This window comes from Methanococcoides sp. NM1, assembly GCF_900774285.1.
GTDB classification, from domain to species: Archaea; Halobacteriota; Methanosarcinia; order Methanosarcinales; family Methanosarcinaceae; genus Methanococcoides; species Methanococcoides vulcani.
Window position 1 is genome coordinate 154,532 of record NZ_CAAGTW010000006.1, and the last position, 23,222, is coordinate 177,753.

Sequence of the window (23,222 nt, forward strand, 5' to 3'; positions counted from 1 at the left end):
AACGCTTATAGCCTATTCATGACATGTACTCGCAGGTTCGGATGATGTCTGCAGTAATAGGATTAGAAGATGGAACAATTTTAAAAGGTACTGGTTTCGGTGCCGAAGGTATCGTTTGCGGAGAACTTGTTTTTACTACCCAGTACACTGGATATGAGGAGTCACTTACAGACCCTTCATACACTGGTCAGATATTAATGTTCACGTACCCTTTGATAGGGAACTATGGTGTCAATGATGAAACATTCCAGTCCGACGGCGTAAAGGCCGAAGGTCTTGTGGTAAGGGAAGCCTGCCCATTTCCAAGTCACCGCCTTTCCACGCGTAATATTTACAAATTGATGGAGGATGAAGGTAAGCCGGGGATATCCGGTATTGACACACGTATGCTTACCATCGGTACCAGAGAGCATGGTACCATGCGTGCTGCAATGATAAACGGCAGCGACGATGGTGAAGAAGCAGTCAGGCTGGCAAGGGAACAGCCCGACATTTCAAGCCTTGATCTTATCTCAAGGGTAACCTGCAAAGAGCCTTACACAATAGAAAGTCAGGTAAAGACCGCTGACAGAAAACACGTTGTGCTCTTTGATCTTGGAATGAAGAAGAACATCTCATTAAGTCTTCTGAGAAGAGGAGTTAATGTTACAGTAGTGCCTGCCAACACACCCACTTCTGTGATCGAGGATTACAACCCGGATCTGCTTTTCCTTTCCAATGGCCCGGGAGACCCTCAGAATGCACAGAATGCTATTGATGTTGTCAAGGATCTCGCAGGAACAATGCCAATATCAGGTATCTGCCTCGGACACCAGGTGATCTCGAGAGCACTTGGAGCAGATACATATAAACTTAAATTCGGACACCGCGGAGCAAACCAGCCGGTGAAGGACCTGAAATCCGGAATTGTCCACATAACATCACAGAATCACGGTTTTGCTGTTGAAGGTGACTCATTTGACAATACTGATGTAACTGTCACACAGATCAACACTAATGATAATACAGTCGAGGGAATCGAACACAACGATCTTGACATCTTCAGTGTCCAGTATCATCCGGAAGCACATGCCGGACCAAGGGACACGGAAAAGATATTCTTTGGAAAGGTCATGAAAGCTATGGGAGGCAGGGTATAATGACAAAACGGACAGATATTAAGAAGATCCTGCTGATAGGTTCCGGACCGATCATGATCGGACAGGCAGCAGAATTCGATTTCTCAGGAAGCCAGGCTTGCAGATCATTAAGAGAAGAAGGATACAAAGTGGTCCTTGTAAACTCCAATCCGGCAACTATCATGACCGATCCGGAGATGGCAGATGCCGTTTACATCGAACCGCTTGAAGCAAAGATAATCGCTAAGATAATCGAGAAGGAAAGACCTGACAGCATCATTGCAGGCATCGGCGGTCAGACAGGTCTTAACCTTACAAGTGAGCTTGCTGAAATGGGTGTGTTCGAGAAGTTCAATGTGGAATTGCTTGGAACATCTCTTGAAGCTATCAAGAACACCGAGGACCGTGAGCTCTTCAAGAACAAGATGGAAGCCATCGGTGAGAAAGTGCCTAGAAGTGTGGCAGTTTCCACACTTCAAGAAGCTGAAGCGATCATTGATGAACTCGGATTACCCCTTATCATACGCCCCGCATACACCCTTGGAGGTGCCGGTGGCGGTATCGCATACACAAGAGAACAGCTTCTCGAGATATCCGAAAGAGGCCTGCGCCGCAGCAGGATCAATCAGGTTCTCATCGAGGAAAGCGTTCTCGGATGGAAGGAATTCGAATACGAGGTCATGCGTGACTCCAACGATACCTGTATCGTCATCTGTAACATGGAGAACCTTGACCCAATGGGAGTTCACACAGGTGAGTCCATTGTAGTTACCCCTTCTCAGACGCTTAACGACATCGAACATCAGATGCTTCGTACAGCTGCTATAAAGATCATACGTGCTCTCGACATTGAAGGTGGGTGTAACATCCAGTTCGCTGCCAAGGACGGCGAATACAGGATCGTTGAAGTGAATCCACGTATCTCGAGATCATCAGCTCTTGCTTCAAAAGCGACCGGTTATCCTATCGCAAGGGTCACAGCAAAGATCGCAATTGGAATGACACTTGATGAGATACTCAATGATGTCACCAAGAAGACACCTGCATCCTTTGAACCTACCATCGACTATATTGTTACAAAGATACCAAGATGGCCATTCGACAAGTTCGTCACCGCTGACAAGACACTGACCACTGCTATGAAAAGTACCGGTGAAGTAATGTCCATCGGACGTACCATTGAAGAATCACTTCAAAAAGCCGTCCGCTCTCTTGACATCGACATGAAGTTAGGAAGCAAGAAGTGGGATCAGGCAGAGGTGACAACCCTGCTGAAAACACCTACAAGCGAACGACTCTTTGTTGTATTCCATGCATTGAAGACCGGGATGAGCATTGAGGAAGTCTCCGAACTTACAGGTATTGATGTATTCTTCATAAGGAAGATCAACAACATTATCGAGATGGAAGCGGATCTTGAAAACAAACTTTTTGCCGGCGAGACGGACATCGACATACTCAGATCTGCTAAAAGACTGGGATTCACCGACGATAGAATTGCAGAACTGACAGGTAAGGCACGAGAGGAGATAACTGACCTGCGCCGCAATAATGAGATCACCACCACCTACAAGATGGTAGATACATGTGCTGCGGAATTCGCTGCAGAGACCCCTTATTATTATTCATGTTATGAGACTATGTGCGAAGACCAGCCAACCGACAGGAAGAAGGTCCTGATCCTCGGAGCAGGTCCGATACGCATCGGTCAGGGTATCGAGTTCGACTACTGTACCGTCCACGCTGTCACAGCCATCCGTGAGGATGGTATTGAGGCACATATCATTAACAACAATCCGGAGACAGTATCAACTGACTACGATACATCCGACAAGCTGTTCTTTGAGCCCCTTACACTTGAAGATGTCATGAACGTGATCGAACGCGAGAAACCATACGGAGTGCTTGTCCAGTTTGGTGGACAGACATCTGTCAATCTTGCAATGCCACTCCAGAAAGAGCTTGATCGTCGTGACGATATCGATACGATAATCCTCGGAACCTCTCCGGAAGATATCGACATGGCAGAGGACAGGGAGAAGTTCAACCTGATGATGAACAAGCTTGACGTCGCACAACCTGAAGCAGGTTATGCAACATCCCAGGAAGATGCAATTGCGATCGCATCACGCATCGAATACCCTGTACTGGTCAGACCATCATATGTTCTCGGTGGACGTGCAATGGAGATCGTCTATGAGCAGTCAGACCTTGAACGTTATATGAGAGAAGCAGTTCGTGTTTCTCCTGAGCATCCAATACTTATCGATGACTTCCTTGAAGGCGCGATCGAGATCGATGTAGATGCTGTCTGTGATGGAAAAGAAGTGCTTATCGGTGCTATCATGGAACACATTGAAGAAGCAGGTGTACACTCCGGTGACTCTGCATGTGTGATCCCACCATATTCACTCTCCGAAGAAACACTCGCTACAGTACGTGATTATACCCGTAAGATCGCACTTGCGCTCAATGTAAAGGGACTTATCAATATCCAGATGGCAGAGCAGAACAGAAAGGTCTATGTGCTTGAAGCAAACCCACGTTCCAGCCGAACGATACCATTCGTATCAAAGGCTGTCGGGCTCCCACTTGCCAAGATAGCTGCACAGGTCATTATCGGACATACACTTGAAGACCTTGGCTATGCAAACCATGATGAGATACCTGTGAAACATTACTCCGTCAAGGAAGTTTTACTTCCATTCGACAAATTACCAGGCGCAGACCCTGTGCTAAGTCCTGAGATGAAGAGTACCGGAGAGGTCATGGGAATTGACTATGATTTCGGACGTGCTTTCTTTAAGGCACAGCTCAGTGCAGACAATATCCTGCCACTTAGCGGTTACGTTTTCATGTCCATCAGGCAGAACGACAAGGACACCTTTGTTGAAACTGCCCGTAAGATGCAGGATGCAGGGCTTAAGCTGATCGGTACTAAAGGTACTGTGAATTTCCTTGCTGAGAAGGGCATCAATATGGAAGCAGTGATGAAAGTGCATGAGGGCAGTCCTAACGTCATCGATATGATGCGCAGGGATGAGATCGCACTCATTGTGAACACACCAACCGGAAGGCAGTCACGAAAGGACGGATACAACATCCGCCGTGCAGCAGTCGACTTCAAGGTACCGTACATTACTACGATCCAGGCTGCAAAAGCTGCGGCTGATGCCATTGTCTCAATGAAGAAAGGAGACATTACCATCAAGTCCATCAATGAATATCACAAAGATATCATCAGGAACTAATTATCATTTAAAGGAAGCAAATATCATGTCAAAGAAAGTAGTACTTGCTTATTCCGGAGGACTGGACACATCCATCTGTATCCCGCTCCTAAAAGAGGAATACGGATATGACGAGGTCATAACAGTAGCAGTCGATGTAGGACAGCCAAAGGAAGATGTCGCACAGGCAGAAGAAAAGGCACAGAAGATCAGTGACCTGCATTTCACCCTCGATGTTCGCGAAGAATTCGTGAACGATTACATCTTCCCTTTAATAAGAGCCAATGGTGACTACGAAGGCTATGTTATGGGAACATCCATTGCACGCCCGCTTATCGCCAAGAAGGTCGTCGAGATCGCAGAGCAGGAAGGTGCTGTTGCACTTGCACACGGTTGTACCGGCAAAGGAAACGACCAGCTTCGTTTCGAGGCTGTGTTCAGGCTTACCGACATGGATGTCATCGCACCTATGCGGGAGATGAACCTGACCCGTGAATGGGAGATCGAATACGCAAAAGAACATGGCATACCAGTAGGTGTGACCACTGCAAAACCATGGAGCGTTGACGAGAACATCTGGAGCAGAAGCATTGAAGGCGGAAAGCTCGAAGACCCCGGATACATCCCACCTGAGGAGATCTACAAGTGGACAGCTTCACCTGAAGACGCACCTGATGCACAGACAATCGTGATCGGTTTCGAAAACGGTGTGCCAGTATCACTTGATGGTGAGAAGATGGGCGGTGTGGAGCTCATTGAGAAGCTGAACGTCATTGCAGGCACACACGGTGTTGGACGTACTGACATGATCGAAGACCGTGTCCTCGGACTTAAAGCACGTGAGAACTATGAGCACCCTGCAGCAACCGTACTCCTCGCAGCACACAGGGACCTTGAAAAATTGGTCCTCACCCGCTCTGAACTCAAGTTCAAGGCAATGGTAGATGAACAGTGGTCTGAGCTTGCATACTACGGTCTTGTGGACGAACCACTCTACGATGACCTGAATGCGTTCATTGACAAGACACAGGGACGTGTCAGCGGTACTGTTACCATGAAGCTTTACAAAGGAAGCCTCACCATCCTTGCAAGAACCTCACCGGCTGCACTTTATTCAGAAGAACTTGTGTCCTTTGATGGAACAAGCATCGACCAGAAGGATGCCGAAGGATTTGCTAAATATCACGGATTCCAGGCACGCCTGTTCAGGAAATTCGTTGACAAGAACTAAAATCAATTGATTCGTATGCGGTTGACGCATACGAACTTCTTTTTTCTTTTGTTGATTTGGATTTGGATTTGGATTGTTCTAAATTTAATTCCAGCTATTGTGCTGCTTAACTCATTGGTTAAAACATACCCTTATGCTTAAGCTATGTTGCGCTGAACTAAACAAAAAAGCTCGAATCTCTCCCCTCGAAATCAAAAATTAGGCATGAATTTTTTTGTGCCTATTGGTCATCAGTAATTAATTGTTTAATTTATAATTTCAGGATCTATTATTTCTACGTTATTTTCCCCAAACTTTTTTATTATGCCACTTGGCAGAGGATTATTTGCTATAGGGTTCAAGCATAATGTGAAATCATTATCAATAATTAGCAAGAGAGCAGAAATCATGGAAGTGTCGTGCTTTTCCCCATATTCAATTGTATCTGTTTCTTTGTCCCATATAAAGTCAAACCCAAAAGCACGTATAATATTTATTTTTTCAGGTGCAGAGGATGGATGTAAATAAAGGGCCACAATACCTGGTTTGGTTTTCAATAACTGTTCGCTTTCTTCTAGTATCCTATCTTTGAACGCTCTAGGCTCTCTTTTTTTGATAGTTGTTATTTCAAAAGGATTGTTTTCAACAACTTCACCTTCTGGAATTCCTTTTCTGGTTGAAACTTCTATATACAATTCTTCACAATTTAGAACTGTTTTTAGATCAGCTTTTTTTCCATTTATAAGAGGAGGCTCAAATTCAATATTAAAACCCATATTTTTAAAAAAACAACCAACTTTTAGTTCGGCTAATGTGCTAATGAATTGATCTTTATTCTGCAGTGTTCGGAAATGGGTATTATGTTCGCTCATTTCCTTGTCCATGAGTTCCAAACAATCTTCAAGATTATCTAAGAACTTGAGTGATTGTTTATCATCAAGAATTAATTGCCTTATGACCAAATGCTCATTTTTTTCAATTTCAGATTTCACCCATTTTTCAGGGAACCACTTCGCAACAAGTGGATAATTTTCATAAACATTAGGATATTCAATCATGGATTATATAATAATGCATGTATATATATAATTACTGAAGTCTAGATTTAATTAATTTCAAAAGGGAATAATTAGATACAGAGTATAATTCTATGTAAATAATAGAACCCCAAGATATATTCCAAGATACATTCCAAGATATCCCGGATTGTTTTTTAGTTAATTCTAAAACTTGACCTGTTCACCCATTCAAGAAAGCATCAAGCCTCTCCATCCCTTCTTCAATATTCTCCATATTATTAGCATATGAGAACCTGATATATCCTTCCGCACCATCGCCAAAATCAATTCCCGGAGTGACAGCCACGCCTGCCTCATTCAGTATTGTACGGCTCAGTTCAAGAGAGTCATTTCCAAACTCATGGGCATCAGCAAGCACATAGAAAGCACCCATTGGTTCGTATCCAACTTTAAATCCAATCTCTTCCAGTCTCTTCAGCATGTATTTCCTGCGTTTGTCATATGTGGTCACCATTTCATCAACATGCTCCTGCGGACCACGAAGTGCAGCGATACCTGCCCCCTGGACAAAGCTGTTGGCACATATGAAGAAGTTCTGCTGGAGCTTTTGCAGGACCCTCATGCAATCAAGAGGTGCAATGAGATATCCAAGCCGCCATCCTGTCATGCAGTATTTCTTGGAAAATCCATTGAGAACAAAGGCATTGTCAGTATACTCAAGTATGCTGTGATCCTTTCCGCCATAAACAAGCCCCTGATATATCTCGTCCGAGATGATTGGAATGTCCCCTGCTATTTCCGCAATTCCCTGCATGTCCTTTGATGGCATTACATAACCTGTTGGATTGGAGGGACTATTGATCAGAATTGAACTGGTATCAGCATCAAGGTTCTTCGACACAAGTTCCGGGGTCAGGCCAAAACCATTCTCTTCGGATGTGTATGCAAAATTCGATGTGCAACCAAGACCACTGACGAAATTCGGGTAGCAGGCATAATGTGGATTTGGCAGGAGAACCTTATCCCCCTGATCAAGCAATGCCATGAAGGTCAACATCAACGCAGGACTTGTCCCGGATGTCACAAGGACCTGCTCGGGAACAAGTTCAAGCCCAAACCGGTTGTTATAATCATCCACTATGGCACTTCTTAGCTCATACAGGCCCAGACTATGAGTGTAGCGAGTGTTACAGGCTGCAAGTGACCGGTTCGCTGCATCACAGATGTGTGGTGCTGTTGGAAAATCAGGTTCCCCAATCTCAAGATGAACAATGTCTCTGCCGGATCGTTCCAGTTTCTGGGCACTTTCCAGTACTTCCATGACATAGAAAGGAGGTATGTTCATGGATCTTTCAGATAGCAATAAAGAGGCAGGTGGATGTGACATTCTTGGTAGCTCCTGATCCTAAGTTTTTAATATGTATGCTCTTGAGGTTTATTTAAGGATAACTTATTGTACATATATAGAAGAAAGTATTTCTGAATATAGAAGATGTGGAATCTGTGAAATATGAAATGTGGAATATGGGACATAGGACAAAAGGATAACAATATGACAACTATCACTGTCGATTCGACAATATGTGGATTTACTCATACAATAAACGGCCAGTTGAACGGCGATAAGATTATCATCGATATCGAAAGCCCATGTGAAAAGATAAAGGAATTTTCCCACTTGGAAGTCCCGATGATGGAGATATTCGGGATCGATGATAACTATGTCATCAGGAAAGCAAAAGATGCAAAATGCAGTTCTACCTGCCTGATCCCATGTGCAGTACTTCACATGTGCAGCCTGGAGGCAGGCTTCATGTCAAAGAACCTGGCAGAGAACTCCGGAAGTATCAGCATAAATTTTGAACCTTGAAGATCCTCCCCGCCACAAGCCAAAGAATATCTCATTATTCTTTGCAATATTCTTTTTCATCAGCAAGACAGGCTTCATACAACTGTTCACGAAGGTCCGGCATAGCTGAAAGTGTACGGGTCCAGTCAGGCATGAGCACATCTGAAGGATGTTCAAGGTAATCTTCACCTGCTCTCCTGATGACGTTTGCGAACATATCAACATATAGCTCTTCTTCATGCCTGTTATAGCACAGGCCATTGCAAAGAGCATCAGCATGATACCTGCGTATAAGATCCTGACCAAGGCGCTTGTATTTTACATGGATACCATGCAAGTAAGAATGAGATATTTTGTTATCCGTGGATTCCGTTGCGATCCTCATAAAGGTTGTGAAGATATCACCGACCATTTTACAAAGACCTTCGGATCTGTTGGAACCTATGTCCTGATGCTTGTGATCATAATAACCAAGATCAGTCTGACACACTTTTTTAGTCGTTGTATTTCTGTAGACCTCTGCAAGAAGACCGACTTCAAGTCCCCAATCTGCAGGGATACGTATGTTCATGGCAAGATCACTGGTCATAGCAAACTCCCCTGCAAGAGTATACCTGAAAGCAAGAAGATACCGAAGTATGTCTGCCTTTGAATCCATTTGTAAAGTATCAAGCAAAGGACGGACGAAAAGTCTGAAAACACGACCGTGCATGGTCTTCTTTTCCATGTTGATCCTGGCATAATATCCTTTATTGAAAAAGAAGTTAAGTTCAGGTTCCACAACAGGATATAGCAGTTTTGCAGGGAAATCCTTTGAATAAGTGACAATATCAGCATCATGATAAGCAATAGCATAGGAATCAAGAGTAGCTATTCCCGTAGCTATCCAGACATCTTTTCCTTTACCTTTATAGGATGTAAGGTCAATTCCCATCTTTTTCATTGTGAATAAGGTATGCTGGATCCTTGGGCCATCACACCAGACCACGATGTGAGGTACATTTAATTCCTTGAAAAATTCCACCACGTGAATATACTGTTCCACATTTTCAGCTGCAAGAGCAATGACTATCTGATTAACGCACGTACCCTCATTGAGATTGGAAATTATATTCTTAAGAGGTGGATTGTTAACCTCCTCATACAAAATAGGAATAACGAGTGATGCAGGTCTGCGACTCTTAAGTTCATTTATTCTCTTGATAAGCCTTTCTTTATCAATACTAAAATCATGAATTGTCGTAATATATTCTTGATAGAAATCCATCTAACTCCCCAGTAGATCTGATAGCCTGTAAAGCATTCATAACCCGGGAAAAGGACTGCTCGAAATGCATTCCCCCAACTGTAGATGCATCCCAATATTTCCGTTTGTATGATAGGTTGAATATCTATATATAGGACATTCAATATAAGCTTTTATACGAACGGGAAATATAAAACTGGCAACGGTCGGTCGAAATATTAACATATGGCCGAATGTTTTTTTAACTGCTGGTAGGGGGAACGATCTTGAGATATATCGTATTTACAGACCTTGATGGCACTTTAATAGACCATGATACATATTCATACGAGGCAGCAAGAACTGCTCTTGACCTGCTGAAACAAAAAGATATACCGTTAATATTCTGTACCAGCAAAACACGTGCAGAGATCGAGGTCTATGTTGAAGAACTGGACTGCCGCCATCCATTCATATCGGAGAATGGTGGAGGCATATTCATACCGGAAGAATATTTTGATATTGATCTGAAGTTCGACCACAAGCTTGGGAACTATAATGTCATAGAACTTGGGACCAGCTATTCCAAATTAAAAGATACACTAATTGAGATCAGTAAGAGCTCCGGTATTGAGATAATCAATTTCGGAAATATGACCACTGAAGAAGTAAGTGAGGATACAGGACTTGATCTTCACTCTGCGGGACTTGCAAAGATACGCGAATATGATGAGGTTTTCCGGATAATCGATGAGACTGAAGATAAAGCCTCCCGGATAATGGAACTCATAGGATCTGCAGGATACAACCACACAAGAGGTGGCAGATACTGGCATATAATCGGAAATAATGATAAAGGCAAAGCTGTCAGGATACTAAGTGATATCTACAAACAGCAGTTCACTGATGTTACTACAATAGGTCTGGGCGATAGCCTGAATGATCTGCCAATGCTGGGATCTGTGGATATACCTGTTCTTGTACAAAAGCCGGGTAGTTTACACGATCCTTCCATAACTGATCCGAAGATAAAGCGTGTAAAGGGTATCGGACCTATAGGGTGGAACAATGCGATCAGCGAGATAATCGAGAAGGGATCAGAAATTTAATAATAAGAGTCTAAAGGGGTACAGGGAATGACACGAATTGAGAATATGATATCAAGAGCCTTTTTGATAGGTATTATCAAGATGGTAGACAAAAACGGGATTCAGAACGCACTGGAATGGTTACGTGAGATCGGAGAAGAAATGGCTGAGATCGAAGGACCGGGATTTGAAGGTGCTCGCGAAGATGAGATCAACTATTTGCCGGTGTGTCCGTTCTCAAACAAACTTCTTGATTTTATAAAGATCTACGGGGAGAGACCTTCACAATTCGTAGAGCTCATAAACCTTTCTAACAAGCAAATGATGGAAGCGGAAGACGGATGGGACTATCCGGCACTTACAACGGTCACAGGCATACTTCATCACAGCTACCTTAAGAGACGAGGGATGATGGCAGGTGTTGAACTTCTTAACGTGGGATCAAGATGTCCCCGAACCAACAATTTCGTCTACAACGAGAAAGCCCTTGAAAAGGCAAATATGACAAAAGAAGATGTGGATAAGTATCTTGAGAAAGCGTATTACGTTTGCAAGATCAATTACCTTAAAAAGGAGTGAATTCTTTGAACCTGATCGAAGCTGAAAAACTCTACGAGAACAGCGTGAAGATCCTGAAGAACAACCAGCATGAAAAAGGAGGATTTTATGCAAGTCCGCCAGGAACACGTTATCCTTTTATCTACCCGAGAGATCACTCTGTGGCAATACTTGGCTGCATTGAAGCCGAGATGATGGATGAGGCCCGAAGAGGTCTTGAATTCGTCCTGAACTCCCAGAAACCTCTGGGAGAATTTTCCCAGAGATATGATGTTGACGGAAATGACGCCAGCTACAAGGATCTCCAGATCGATGGAAACGGTCTGGTCCTTTTTGCCATGGGTAAATATTTCGAAGCAACAGGTGGACTCTTCTTTGAATCAATGGCTGACAGGACTTTTGTGGAAAAGCACTGGGAAACGATTAAGAAAGCCGTCGAGTTCATACTGATGAACAAGAACGAAGAGGTCGACCTGATCCATACCGTGAACAGCATCCATGAATATCCGGCCTACGAGCATGGGTTTGAGATCTATGCCAACTCTGCCTGTTGTGCAGGGATCCTTGCGGCAGTAAAAATGGGAGAGGCTCTTGGTGAAGATGTCGCCAACTGGAAAGCTGAGGCTGAAAAGGTCAGGGAAGCCATCCTTACGCGGATGTATAGCCCACGTAGGCGTTCATTTATCAAATGTATCCGTGTGAAAGAGAAAAGCAGCAACCCTATCGGATATGATGCTTTTGCATCAAGCGTCATCGATGTGGATGTTGTGGAATACGCACCTGCATACTTTGAGCTCATCGACCAGCATGATATCAAGAACCGTTATACGGTCAGGAGGATACACGATAACCTCTGGGATAAGGAAATAGGAGGTTTGAACCGCTATCCGGAAATATGGGACAGGAATAACGGAGGATACGGACCATGGTGCCACTTTACCTGCCAGCTTGCAAACCACTATATTGCCATTGATGACGAGGATATGGCAGAGATGTACATGGGCTGGGTACTGGATATGTCACACAACTATCTCCTGCCGGAACACATCTCGACAATTGAAAGGTTCGAGATATGGTATGAAGACTATACCAATGCAAAAATTCTCAGGGATAGTAAACTTACCATGATCGAGAATATACGCAACCATCCAAAATGGAAGGATGGAATGGCATACGTAACGATACCCCTTATATGGCCTCATGCAGAATATATCAGGACTTACAAGAGCTATATTGAGAAGTTTGGATGAGCAAGTTCTTTGCAGATATTTCTTTGTAAATATTTCTTTGAAAAAGCGAAAGTTGTGCTGGAAACTTTCTGAGATCTTACTAACACCTTACTGGCATCTTGCTGACACCTGTCGGAAAAATGTCCTGCACTACTTTCTAATGTATTCTTTTATTTTATCATTTCAATATCGGCTCTCGTCTTTCTGATGATTTTGTTGTCAACTGATATTATTTTGAAGATCCCATCTCTTCCCCTATAGGAGATACAAGACTGAAATTATCCACATCAAAAAGCCCCATATCAGTAAGCCGCAACGAGGGGATCACCGGGAGAGCTATGAATGAATGGGTTATGAATGGTGCAGGAAGGGTACATCCTATACTTTTTACTGCTATGTGCAGATCGTTCAATCTTTTTTCGACCTCTTCGACAGGAAGAGTACTTAACAGACCGGCAAACGGAAGTTCAAGCCTGTCAACTACCTTACCATCATTGACAACACAGATACCACCATTCATCTCCCGAATGTTGTTGGCACACAATGCCATGTCTGAATGATTATCCCCTGTTACCACAACGTTGTGGCTGTCGTGCCCTATGCTCTGACCGATAGCACCATTTCTGATGCCTATTCCTTTGATAAAACCAAGCCCTATGTTACCTGCCTTTCCATGTCTTTCGATCACAGCAACACTCAGAACATCATTATCACCGTCCGGAAGCAACACACCATCAAGGTCTGAATGAAGTATTGCATTCTCTTTTTCTGTAAGGATGAGATCAGGCAGGATTTTTATCACTGATACCCTGTAATCCTTATCAGGAGTTGCTTTTAGTTGCATGTCAGATGCATCGACCTCTGAGAACCTGACCGTATTAAAAACGAGATCAGGATATTCATAAGATGGAGTGAAGCCATCGACAGGCTTCCCTGCTGCATAGACCGAACTTATGCTGAAAGCGTCAAGGTCATCAAGCACAATAAGATCTGCTTTCCTGCCAATTGAAATGGAACCAACGACATTGTCAAGATGGTAATGCTTTGCAGTATTGATGCTGGACATGCAGATCGCATCAATAGGAGAGAGTCCCATTGCTATGGCCCTTCTGACGATAACATCCATGTAACCTTCCATCAGATCAGACGGATGTTTGTCATCGGTAACAAAGAAAACGTTCTCAAGGGACACACCGTCCTCTATAAACCGTGGAAGGAATCGATCAAAAGATTTCGCAGCCGACCCTTCCCTTATCATAAGCTTCATTCCAAGACGAAGTTTTTCAAGCGCCTCTTCATATTCAATGGATTCGTGGTCCGTGGATATTCCGGCTGCTATATAGCCCCATAATTGTTCGTCGGTGAGTGCAGGACAGTGCCCATCGACCACGAGCTTGTCTTTTAGTGCAGTCCTAATCATGGATAACTTGTTCTCATCTCCTGACAATACACCGGGATAATCCATCATCTCCCCAAGACCCACGACATTCTCGTTATCGATCAGGGAATCAATATCATCCGAACTGATGGATGCACCAGACGTTTCAAAAACGGTTGCAGGAACACATGATGAGATCGCTACAAAAACATTCAAAGGTAGTGACTTCGCTTCTTCAAGCACAAGTTCAATGCCTTTCCTACCAAGGACATTGGCTATCTCATGAGGATCGATCAGCACAGATGTTGTTCCATGTTCCAGAGCCGAGACAGAGAACTGGCTCAAGGTAACCATGCTGGATTCAAAATGAACATGACCATCGATCAGTCCGGGACAGATGTAACGACCACTTACATCGATGAGCTGAGTATCATCACCTTTAAGGCAGGAAACCTCGCCGATACCTACAATATAGCCATTCTTTACCGCAATGTCCCTGTCCAATATCTCTTTTGTATTGACATTGACAACATGACCACCGGTAAAGATAGTATCTGCTTTAACTTTACCTGTAGCTGCAAATATCTTGTCCCTGATATCCATGACAGATTTCTTGGATTTACAAAGTATAAGGATATTGCGCCATAAAAACTGCAAATCGCAGACCTGTTTTGAAGATGACAGATGCCCACATCTCATTTCCAGAACTGTTTGTTCTTGGCATAGTTCCTTTCTGCAGCCATAATGTCCCTGTAGAACGCTTCCTCATCCACACGCATCTTTTCGATGACACGTGAAGCGGTATCAGGACCAATACCACGGCTTGCAAGAGCTATGACCGCAAGCTTCCCGTTGCCCATCACAATGCCGGCATTTCGATATACCCGCTGAATGCGCTTCACATCTTCCTTTGCAGTTACCTTGTCCTGTTTCCGGACAAGCTTGATCTCTTCCTCTTCCCACGGTTTAAGGGCGGCCACCATTCTGGAATCACACACGGGGCACTGTATCTCATCGGGAACATTCATGATCTTCCTGCGTGACACCCATTTCTTGCAGTGTACACAGAACAATATGATCCGGTCGTGCATGATCCTGTCCTTCAGTGCAAGGACGATGGACCTGTCAGCTTTCTCCGGAGCTACAAGGTCACGCCTCATTGCAAATCCTGCCGAACCAATCGGTGTTGGCATGGGACTTACCAATATGACCATCTCCTCAGAAGCTATGCGCGAAAGCACATCCCTTGCCTGGTCCACATCCAGCATGTTGTGGAAGATCTCACGCATGACCTCATCATACATGGAAGTATCTTTGTAGATCTCAAGCAGTTTTTTCATGCTGATGCGATCATAATTAATATCCTTGCTTAATGCACCGAACTTGCGTGCTACATGGACCATCTTCCATTTCATCACTGAAGTGTTCTTCAGGGTCATCTCAATGATCGGCTCAATATGCTCAGGCTGGATCTCATATATCATTTCCTGAATCTGCAGGGCTTTCATGCGCCTTGGGAGCTGCATCCTTATCCTGTAAGGATCTACCTCCTGGCTTACACTGCTACCAAAACGGGCAGCAAGGAGGGAAGTTATCACCTTCCCTATGGTCTCGTTGGTAGTATGTCCGAAACATGAATTGATTATGATGGCTTCTCCTTCATCCTCAATGACGATCGTATCATTATCAGGAAGCGGACAGCCCTTTGAAATGTGTTCCTTTACGAGTTCTATGACCGAAAGGGCACTGTGAATATCAACAGGATATTCTTCCATCAGTGCTTCAACGATCTCCTCATCACTTTTCCCATCGTGTATCAGGAATGATACTCTGAACCGAATGCGTCCAACTTGCTGTGCTACCTCGAACGGGACAGGGATCTCCTCACCTACCCAGCTTGGGATCTCACCCATTATCTTGACAGGCTCTACCTTTATCCTGTCACGATCGTTATTCATCTCAATAACACGCCACATGTCACCCTTGGTAATGAAAACCGCACCAGGAGAAGCGAAATTAACAACAAATGCCTCATCCAGCATTCCTACGGATCTGCCGGAGACAATATCGTAGATCTCGAACTTCCTTTCATCAGGGATCATTGAAAGATTTTCGTAGTAATATTGCCAGCTCTTCTTCCGCCTGCTTATGGTGTCTGAACCCTCTTCACGCCAGACCATCCGGTAATCAGTGACCTGTTCGATGACACGCTTAAGCTGTTCCATGGAAAGGTCCCTGAAAGGATAGGTCCGTCTTAGTATGGAATGGATCTTCTTTATCTCAACATCACCAAAATCGATCACCATTCCGGAGATCTGGTTTGCCACAACGTCGAGGGAACCACTGTGGGGAATAATATTTTCAACTTTACCCTGCATTGCAGTCTTTGTGATGGCCATGCTTTCCACAATGTCATCTGAACCCATAGCAAGGATCGTACCTCTGGAAACCTCGTGTATCCTGTGCCCGGCACGCCCCACACGCTGGAGCAGGCGGGAAACCTGTCTCGGAGAACCATATTGTACCACGTGGTCAACTTTACCGATATCAATGCCAAGCTCCATTGATGAAGTACAGATCAGGCCCTTTATATCGCCTGCCTTGAACGATTCTTCAGCTTCGATACGTGCATCCACTGAAAGTGAACCGTGGTGCACTCCTATTGAAGCTTCCAGTATTTTGAAACCCGATGCAAGAGCTTCAGCACTTTGTCTTGTATTAACGAAAATAAGAGTTGACAGGTGATTTTCCACGATCTCACGGATGCAGCGCAGATGGGATGCAAACTCCGGCTCACAGCCGATCTTTCTCCCAAGTTCAACGTCCTCATTGGTAACCTGCGGACTGACCACATTGAATTCCAGCAGGCTTATCATGGAAACCTGTACAACGGATACTTCCCTGCCTGAACCTACAAGGAATTGTGAAACAACATCCGGGTTGCCCACGGTAGCTGAAAGCCCCACCCTCAGGAACTCACCGGAGATCTCCACGAGCCTCTCAAGCCCCACAGAAAGCTGTGCACCTCTTTTGGATGATGCCAGTTCATGTATCTCATCCACGACAACGTAACTGACACATTCAAGGTTCTTTCGAAGACGCGAACCTGTGAACATTGCCTGAAGTGTTTCAGGAGTTGTTATCAGAAGATCAGGAGGATTCTTGGATTGTTTTTGCCTTTCGTATGGTGAAGTATCCCCATGGCGAACCTGTACGGTTATGTCTAACTCTTTGCCCCATGTCTGGATACGTGTGAGCATATCACGGTTGAGAGCACGTAGTGGAGTTATGTAAAGAGCAGAAATACCTGTGCGGCCTTCTTCACTTTTGCGAAGGATATGATCGAACATCGGCAGTACTGCAGACTCGGTCTTTCCAGAACCTGTGGGTGCTATCAGGAATGTATGCTCTCCTGCAAGTAGATGCGGGAAGCACATCTCCTGAGGTTTAGTGGGAGCAGTGAACCCCATTTTTTCAAGGGTCGACTGAATAGCAGGATGAAAATCATCGAACTGGTTACCAAAGCTCATTTCCCCGCCTCCTTTGACCTCTTTCGCTTTGATCTGATACTTCTGTTATTCCTGTTGCTTCTGCTTCGATCGGACCGGGTTTCCTCCAGTTTCCTGATATTCTTCAATATTCCAAGATAAGTACCATCCAGCAGATAGATGTCAGAGTTTTCCAGGTCAAGTGCACCGGATGAGAATACCGGTCCCAGAAGGTCATCACGCACGGACTCATTGAAAGCAACCCCGCCACAAAGTTCGTTGAAAGCCGGGACTACTACCACATCAGGGTCAGACCAGCCATCACTTTCAGGAGAGAGGTCTGCACTCTTAAAGTGCCCTGCAAGCACTTCTCTTTCAAACCGTGCCCTTATCCAGACATGCTCCACCACCGAGTATCCCATGGCATCCGTGAACCGCACTGTTGGATGGTTGTGAGCAACAATAACATGATCAGCAGATAACAATTCCACCGATGGCCACGTGTGGCCATGGAAATAGCCTACTCCGTCAATAACGTCTCCACGTGCTGAATAAATATTTACATCGCTGTCCGGCGGAAGCAGGAACTCGATCCCACCGTCATGGTTCCCGGGGAAGATATCAACAATAGCCTTCTCTGCAAGGCTGCTAATAAAATAAGGGATCTCATCACGTTCCTGCCAGGAAACCTGTGGAACGTTGTGTTTGATATCACCAAGCAGCACGATCCTGTCAGGTATCTCCTGCTCCACAAGCCTCATGATACGCTCAAGTCTCTGCTCTATCTGGCTGGGTATGGAAAAGCCACTCCTGTAAAGGTCCCATTCTATTCCAAGATGGATATCTGCCAGTACAAGGGCCTTTGTATCACCTGACACCAAAAGAGCAGGCTCATCGATCACAGGTTCGACCGTTATCGTCATTTTTATTTCTGTCCATCCTTGCTCAAGGTATCTACCTTTTCCTGCAACTCTTTTAACATAGACTGCATTTCACGCATTTCATCGTGCATCTGCACCAGGCGGTTGTACATGGGACTCCTGTCATCCTTTACTGCCTGCTCCTGGGAGAACTTCTGCTTACTCGGGAAAATATAGACATATGCAAGCCACATTCCTATGAAAGCTACGAAAAACATTCCCAACAGGAAGAAAGAATATTCAGGGAATATGGTTCTGGCAAATGAATCGCCTGAGTTGTAATACTGAATACGGGTTATCATCAGGAAGTTCAGGATGGAGAACAGGAACATGGTCTCACCCACTATTATTAAAAGACCTCCAAGGCGAGTGGATGTTGTCCTCTGTTTAGGGATTATTCGCTCAAGCATGATCACACCTCATTTATGAATATTTCAGATAGTTAGCATCAGGTTTCAAGGAATTACACTTGTAGTTACTGAATTGAATATTGTATAAAAGTCATTTCCTATACCAATTTCAAGGTAATTTCCCGAATTTGGAGGTTCATAGATCGACATGGACATCGCCGACAGCCAGCGTGAGCCCATTGATTAGTCTGTTCTTCTTTGAGCTCATTGTAATGGATAATTCATGATAGAAAAATTTTAAAGCTACCAAACCTGTGTAGTATTGATAGCGAATTATATAGATTAATGCCTTCTGGCAAATAGGAGTAGTAACATCGATAGACACAAAATAAAAGCTGCATTCTGATCAAGATTTTCATCCTCTGCAGGAGTATAATCAACCTCTGTTTTCCCGGTTATATCATTGGAGCTTTCACCCACTATCGCAAAAGGTGAAAAAACAGAAGTTTCTGTTTCAAAAGTCACATAACTACTACTCTCATTGATCTTCGTAGTTGAAAGAGGGATCCACAGGTCCTGATCATAGCGATACATCATTACAGAGCTATCAGAGATCTGGTTCTCTTCAAGCCAGGATCGATCTACTCTGAATCCAATAACTGCATCCTTCATATTGCTCTCAGTGCTATAACCGGGTTTACCCAACCAGATATTCACATCTTTGTAGACAATACCGGGAGGAGGAGATGAAACGAGAAGAGATGACTGCTTAAGGACTTCAATTGTTGCTACAACATTACCGGCATTTGTGAGAGATTCGTAGTTGATGTACATAATGGGATTTTCAGGCTTATCGAACTGATAAGAGACCTGAGAACCAAGATACACAGACCGGCTGGATTTCTCTATGATCTCAAATTCCTCATAGGATCCGCTTGTGGTGCTAATTTCGGCAGCTTCATAATTAGCCTCATCCGTGATTCCATCACTGGTTGTGGATTCACCGGATGAAGCTGTATCAGATACGATAGTAATTGATCCGTCGACAATGTCCGTTGGTATAATCTGTCCCTGGGTATCACTAACCACAACGTTTGATAAGGACAGGGAACTTGTGCCTGATACATTGCCGGCTCTCATTTGGATGATGGCAAAAGGTCTTGGTCCTGTAACGCTTGTCTTGTCCAGTATCAGGCCATATACAGAATCAATTCTCCCATTTGAGCTTTCGATCTGACCTGGATTGAACCAGACAAGAGCACCATCCTGCCTTAAGAATTCACCTTCCAAGACACTGACAACACTGACAATTTCACTTTGATAAGACAGGTCGAACTGGATAGCAGCAACCGGACGGTCTGGCTGTAAATATACGTTTACAGCAAATTCCTGCATTTCTTCTACAGACTCAGATGCAGGCACGATGCTGATGGTCGTAGCAGCACTGGCAATTCCACTAAGGCAGGTAATAGTGAATAAAGAAAAAAGTAGTAAGGAATAAAGTTTACTTTTTCCAGAGATGAAAACATACTTTTTCATCGGAATCCCTTACCTTTATTAATCCATATGCGATAGGACCAGCATCATATCAAGAACATTTACAATTTCATCCTGATTCACATCCCATAGAGGATAAGGATATGATGTGGTTTCATCGAAATGCTGTTCAACTAATCCATAATCACCAAAATCAACCACATTATCCTGGTTTATATCGAAAATCAAAATAGTGATCTCCGTATTTGTTATGTCGAGATCCACAGCATTGCCTGTTGAGTCACTGATCATAACGTCTCTCAGGAGTAATTCAGATCTACCATTTGCCTGTTCAGTGGCTGTCACTGTGATGATTGCAAAGGTTGCCGGTGTTGAAACATCTGAAGCACCGAGAATACAACCGTATGCATCATTTAGTAAACCCGAATTTACAGAACCTTCAACGAAAAATGTTCCCATGCCACTTTGTTTGAACAGGTTGTCCTCGTTCACACCTGCTATCTGGAACTGAGAACTATCGAAAAGCAGATCAAACTGCATTCCTGCAATATCAACATCCGGAGAAACAAAGATATCAACTGTGAAAGTCTCATCCGGTGCAACGACCTCTGATGATGGTATTAAAGTTACATCTGAAGCAGCTGCAGAAACGTTAGTAAGAACTGCCAGCAATGTGATTATAGTTGCTACTATCAAGATCTTTTTTATGCTAAACATGTTTTTTCCTTTATTTTGAAATGCATTTGATGAGTTGAGCTGACTTGATCGTAATCACCAAAATTCAAAATCCCCGTATGTCAGATAGTGTTGGTACTATATATACATTATGAAAAAACAAAGGAAGTTGTGAGTATCATTATTATGAGATATTTATAAAAGGCTGATATAATAACGGCAAATAAAAGTAACTATAATTGTTACTTCTATAGTAAATTCAAAAGTTGATAGAATACTTCATAGAAATAAGTATATACTGACCAAAATGAAAAATGAAGAAATAAAAATATCAAATGCCTGAATTACAGATCATAAAAAAGAAGAAAATGAGATGCGAAACATGCATCTCACTGTACCGTTTCACCGAAGTAATATGCTACAATGGTGAGATCCTGAATGTTTACTTCACCGTCCCCATTAACATCCCAGCTTGGATGTGGTTTTTTAGTACCCAGGTTCTGAGCTACTATAGTAACATCCAGAATGTTCACCACACCATCCCTATTTATATCCCAGCGTGGATGAATATTGATTATAGTGAGGACATGTTGGGCTGCCACCTGATCAGTTCCATCACTTACAACTGCTTCGATAGTATGAGTCCCGGCATTAGAATGATCGGTATTCCATACATAACTGGAAGTTGTGCTGACGGTAACGCCATCGATCTTCAGGAGATAATTCAATTCCTGTCCATCTGCATCAGAGACAGTTACTCCAATGTTGATGATATTTCCTTCCTCGAAGACTGCATCATTAGCAGGTCCGAATGCAGTGATTACTGGAGCACTATTGATCAAAGGATCATTGCTTATCGCATTCACGGTAATGATGATGGCTTCCGAATCAATAAGTTCCCCATCGGACACTTCGAACATTACACCATAAGTTCCTGCCTGACCATCTGATGGTGTCCAGCTGAACTCACCAGAGGTGGTATCAATAGTTGCGCCGGCTGGGAGACCGGTAGCTGAATAGGTGAGGGTATCATCGTCAGCATCCGAGGCACTTACCATGAAACTCAGCGAATTTCCTACTTCTAGTGTCCTGCTACCGATAGAGTTCAATACAGGTGCATTGTTATTCACAGGTTCAGTACCTGACGTATGAGTGATGGTCAGTTTAGGACGTTGGTTCTCATTGCTCCAGTCGCAGCTGTAGAAAGCAATATAGTTGTCATACTCATTTTGTGCCTTGAGGAAGAACCCGGTATTGTCGTATTCGTCACTGACATAATCCTGCACCAATTCTGTGATATTGAACTCATAGTACTTGTCATCAGGCAGATTGTTTGCATCAAACGTTATTGATGCATAAGGCTCACTGCCCTGGGCTACATTGTTCTTATCGAACCAATCCCCACCAGGATTGTTCCATGGAATACCAGCTGCCTTGTTGTTCCAGCTTACATAACCAGAGTTCCAGTCAGCCGCCCTGTAGATCTCTACAACCGTGTCCTGGCTACGTGGATTGTTTGCAGGATAGTACCAATATAGCGAAAGGGTAGCATTGGCAATTGTATCCGTTGTGTTGTACATACTTAGGTCAAACCACATGACATCCCTGTAACGACCTACATCAGTATTGTGTCCAATGTCGATATAATCGTTATCGGAGTAAACTGAATCCGGGGATGCTTCACGCAGTCGGTTGTCATACACTAGACTCTGTGTTGGATCAGAGTTTCCATTTACAGTTATGGTAACTTCTTCTGAATCAGTAACTTGCCCATCTGTCACTTCAAAGGTGACAGAATGGGTGCCTGACTGACCTTCAGAAGGAGTCCAGCTGAAAGCACCTGTGGAGCTATCAAAGCTAGAACCGGAAGGAAGACCTGTGACAGAATAGGAAAGGACATCACCATCAGCATCAAAAGCACTTACAGAGAAACTAAGTGTCGATCCTTCATCAACTGACTTTGAACCAATGGAATTCATAACAGGGGCATGATTGACAGAATAAACTGTGATAGGGATGGTCTCAGAATCAGTTAACTGACCATCGCTAACCTCAAAAGTAACCTCATAGCTTCCATCCTGACCTTCAGAAGGAGTCCAGCTGAAAGCACCTGTGGAACTATCAAAGCTAGAACCGGAAGGAAGACCTGTGACAGAATAGGAAAGGACATCACCATCAGCATCAGAAGCACTTACAGAGAAACTAAGTGTCGATCCTTCATCAACTGACTTTGAACCAATGAAGTTCATAACAGGATCACTATTCACATCAGGCTGTTCCGGCTGAGAAACCTGTCCGGTGGACTCGAAGGTGAAGACATGAGCGACATTCCAGTTTCCTGTGTATTGCCATCTCAGAGTACCATCTGCATCACACACTTCCTGCCCA

The 23,222-nt window shown here is 43.9% G+C and carries 17 protein-coding genes; 7 read left to right on the forward strand and 10 right to left on the reverse strand.

Going from position 1 to position 23,222, the window contains the following annotated elements:
* Positions 1–41 precede the first annotated feature (41 nt).
* Genes carA through E7X56_RS07705 form a run of 3 tightly spaced genes read left to right on the forward strand, consistent with a single transcriptional unit; the run spans position 42 to position 5,579 of the window.
* On the forward strand, positions 42–1,139 hold the full coding sequence (gene carA / locus E7X56_RS07695; RefSeq protein ID WP_135606218.1) for a glutamine-hydrolyzing carbamoyl-phosphate synthase small subunit: 1,098 nt from the start codon (positions 42–44) through the stop codon (positions 1,137–1,139).
* On the forward strand, positions 1,139–4,369 hold the full coding sequence (gene carB, locus E7X56_RS07700; RefSeq protein ID WP_135606219.1) for a carbamoyl-phosphate synthase large subunit: 3,231 nt from the start codon (positions 1,139–1,141) through the stop codon (positions 4,367–4,369). Before carA ends, carB begins: the two co-directional genes overlap by 1 nt.
* 25 nt (positions 4,370–4,394) lie before the next feature.
* Positions 4,395–5,579 carry an argininosuccinate synthase gene (locus E7X56_RS07705; protein WP_135606220.1) on the forward strand — a complete coding sequence of 395 codons (1,185 nt, stop codon included), beginning with the start codon at positions 4,395–4,397 and terminating at the stop codon, positions 5,577–5,579.
* A gap of 245 nt (positions 5,580–5,824) precedes the next feature.
* On the opposite strand, the gene E7X56_RS07710 is transcribed toward E7X56_RS07705, so the two are convergent.
* Complete coding sequence (locus tag E7X56_RS07710; RefSeq protein WP_135606221.1) at positions 5,825–6,616, reverse strand: hypothetical protein; 792 nt, start codon at positions 6,614–6,616, stop codon at positions 5,825–5,827.
* A gap of 181 nt (positions 6,617–6,797) precedes the next feature.
* Positions 6,798–7,964, reverse strand: coding sequence for a pyridoxal phosphate-dependent aminotransferase (locus E7X56_RS07715; RefSeq protein WP_135606222.1), 1,167 nt, complete (start codon positions 7,962–7,964; stop codon positions 6,798–6,800).
* Positions 7,965–8,129: 165 nt separating this feature from the next.
* On the opposite strand from E7X56_RS07715, the gene E7X56_RS07720 reads away from it, so the two are divergent.
* Positions 8,130–8,447, forward strand: a complete 318-nt coding sequence (locus tag E7X56_RS07720) for a DUF6951 family protein (protein WP_135606241.1) — start codon at positions 8,130–8,132, stop codon at positions 8,445–8,447.
* A 34-nt stretch (positions 8,448–8,481) separates the two neighbouring features.
* Here the strand turns inward: E7X56_RS07720 and gpgS are convergent, their stop codons facing one another.
* Entirely contained in the window at positions 8,482–9,693 is a 1,212-nt protein-coding gene (gene gpgS / locus E7X56_RS07725) for a glucosyl-3-phosphoglycerate synthase (protein ID WP_135606223.1), read from the reverse strand.
* Positions 9,694–9,938: 245 nt separating this feature from the next.
* Here gpgS and mpgP point away from each other — a divergent pair, with 245 nt between their 5' ends.
* Genes mpgP through E7X56_RS07740 form a run of 3 tightly spaced genes read left to right on the forward strand, consistent with a single transcriptional unit; the run spans position 9,939 to position 12,547 of the window.
* Positions 9,939–10,760, forward strand: a complete 822-nt coding sequence (gene mpgP / locus E7X56_RS07730) for a mannosyl-3-phosphoglycerate phosphatase (RefSeq protein WP_135606224.1) — start codon at positions 9,939–9,941, stop codon at positions 10,758–10,760.
* A gap of 27 nt (positions 10,761–10,787) precedes the next feature.
* Positions 10,788–11,318 (forward strand): hypothetical protein, encoded by a 531-nt coding sequence (locus E7X56_RS07735; RefSeq protein ID WP_135606225.1) that lies wholly within the window; start codon positions 10,788–10,790, stop codon positions 11,316–11,318.
* On the forward strand, positions 11,315–12,547 hold the full coding sequence (locus E7X56_RS07740) for a glucoamylase (RefSeq protein WP_244603454.1): 1,233 nt from the start codon (positions 11,315–11,317) through the stop codon (positions 12,545–12,547). Before E7X56_RS07735 ends, E7X56_RS07740 begins: the two co-directional genes overlap by 4 nt.
* 208 nt (positions 12,548–12,755) lie before the next feature.
* On the opposite strand, the gene ade is transcribed toward E7X56_RS07740, so the two are convergent.
* From ade to E7X56_RS07775, 7 genes are all read right to left on the reverse strand, one after another.
* Complete coding sequence (gene ade, locus E7X56_RS07745; RefSeq protein ID WP_167879485.1) at positions 12,756–14,507, reverse strand: adenine deaminase; 1,752 nt, start codon at positions 14,505–14,507, stop codon at positions 12,756–12,758.
* A 92-nt stretch (positions 14,508–14,599) separates the two neighbouring features.
* On the reverse strand, positions 14,600–17,434 hold the full coding sequence (locus E7X56_RS07750; RefSeq protein ID WP_135606228.1) for a DEAD/DEAH box helicase: 2,835 nt from the start codon (positions 17,432–17,434) through the stop codon (positions 14,600–14,602).
* The gene (locus tag E7X56_RS07755; protein WP_135606229.1) at positions 17,431–18,315 is read right to left on the reverse strand and encodes a metallophosphoesterase; all 885 of its coding nucleotides are present in this window, start codon (positions 18,313–18,315) and stop codon (positions 17,431–17,433) included. Before E7X56_RS07755 ends, E7X56_RS07750 begins: the two co-directional genes overlap by 4 nt.
* A gap of 2 nt (positions 18,316–18,317) precedes the next feature.
* Entirely contained in the window at positions 18,318–18,722 is a 405-nt protein-coding gene (locus E7X56_RS07760) for a hypothetical protein (RefSeq protein WP_135606230.1), read from the reverse strand.
* Positions 18,723–19,004: 282 nt separating this feature from the next.
* Entirely contained in the window at positions 19,005–20,201 is a 1,197-nt protein-coding gene (locus tag E7X56_RS07765; protein WP_135606231.1) for a PGF-pre-PGF domain-containing protein, read from the reverse strand.
* 18 nt (positions 20,202–20,219) lie between these two features.
* On the reverse strand, positions 20,220–20,876 hold the full coding sequence (locus tag E7X56_RS07770; RefSeq protein ID WP_135606232.1) for a cohesin domain-containing protein: 657 nt from the start codon (positions 20,874–20,876) through the stop codon (positions 20,220–20,222).
* Between the two features lie 347 nt (positions 20,877–21,223).
* Positions 21,224–23,222 (reverse strand): disaggregatase related repeat-containing protein (locus E7X56_RS07775; RefSeq protein WP_135606233.1); only part of this gene is annotated, 1,999 nt, incomplete at its 5' end.

Bases quoted from the DNA above. Each gene is read 5' to 3' on its own strand.
- E7X56_RS07720 (WP_135606241.1), top strand. From the start codon at position 8,130: ATGACAACTATCACTGTCGATTCGACAATATGTGGATTTACTCATACA.
- E7X56_RS07750 (WP_135606228.1), bottom strand. From the start codon at position 17,434: ATGAGCTTTGGTAACCAGTTCGATGATTTTCATCCTGCTATTCAGTCG.
- carA (WP_135606218.1), top strand. From the start codon at position 42: ATGATGTCTGCAGTAATAGGATTAGAAGATGGAACAATTTTAAAAGGT.
- E7X56_RS07760 (WP_135606230.1), bottom strand. From the start codon at position 18,722: ATGCTTGAGCGAATAATCCCTAAACAGAGGACAACATCCACTCGCCTT.
- ade (WP_167879485.1), bottom strand. From the start codon at position 14,507: ATGGATATCAGGGACAAGATATTTGCAGCTACAGGTAAAGTTAAAGCA.
- E7X56_RS07705 (WP_135606220.1), top strand. From the start codon at position 4,395: ATGTCAAAGAAAGTAGTACTTGCTTATTCCGGAGGACTGGACACATCC.
- E7X56_RS07770 (WP_135606232.1), bottom strand. From the start codon at position 20,876: ATGTTTAGCATAAAAAAGATCTTGATAGTAGCAACTATAATCACATTG.
- E7X56_RS07735 (WP_135606225.1), top strand. From the start codon at position 10,788: ATGACACGAATTGAGAATATGATATCAAGAGCCTTTTTGATAGGTATT.
- E7X56_RS07710 (WP_135606221.1), bottom strand. From the start codon at position 6,616: ATGATTGAATATCCTAATGTTTATGAAAATTATCCACTTGTTGCGAAG.
- E7X56_RS07755 (WP_135606229.1), bottom strand. From the start codon at position 18,315: ATGACGATAACGGTCGAACCTGTGATCGATGAGCCTGCTCTTTTGGTG.
- E7X56_RS07715 (WP_135606222.1), bottom strand. From the start codon at position 7,964: ATGTCACATCCACCTGCCTCTTTATTGCTATCTGAAAGATCCATGAAC.
- E7X56_RS07765 (WP_135606231.1), bottom strand. From the start codon at position 20,201: ATGAAAAAGTATGTTTTCATCTCTGGAAAAAGTAAACTTTATTCCTTA.
- gpgS (WP_135606223.1), bottom strand. From the start codon at position 9,693: ATGGATTTCTATCAAGAATATATTACGACAATTCATGATTTTAGTATT.
- carB (WP_135606219.1), top strand. From the start codon at position 1,139: ATGACAAAACGGACAGATATTAAGAAGATCCTGCTGATAGGTTCCGGA.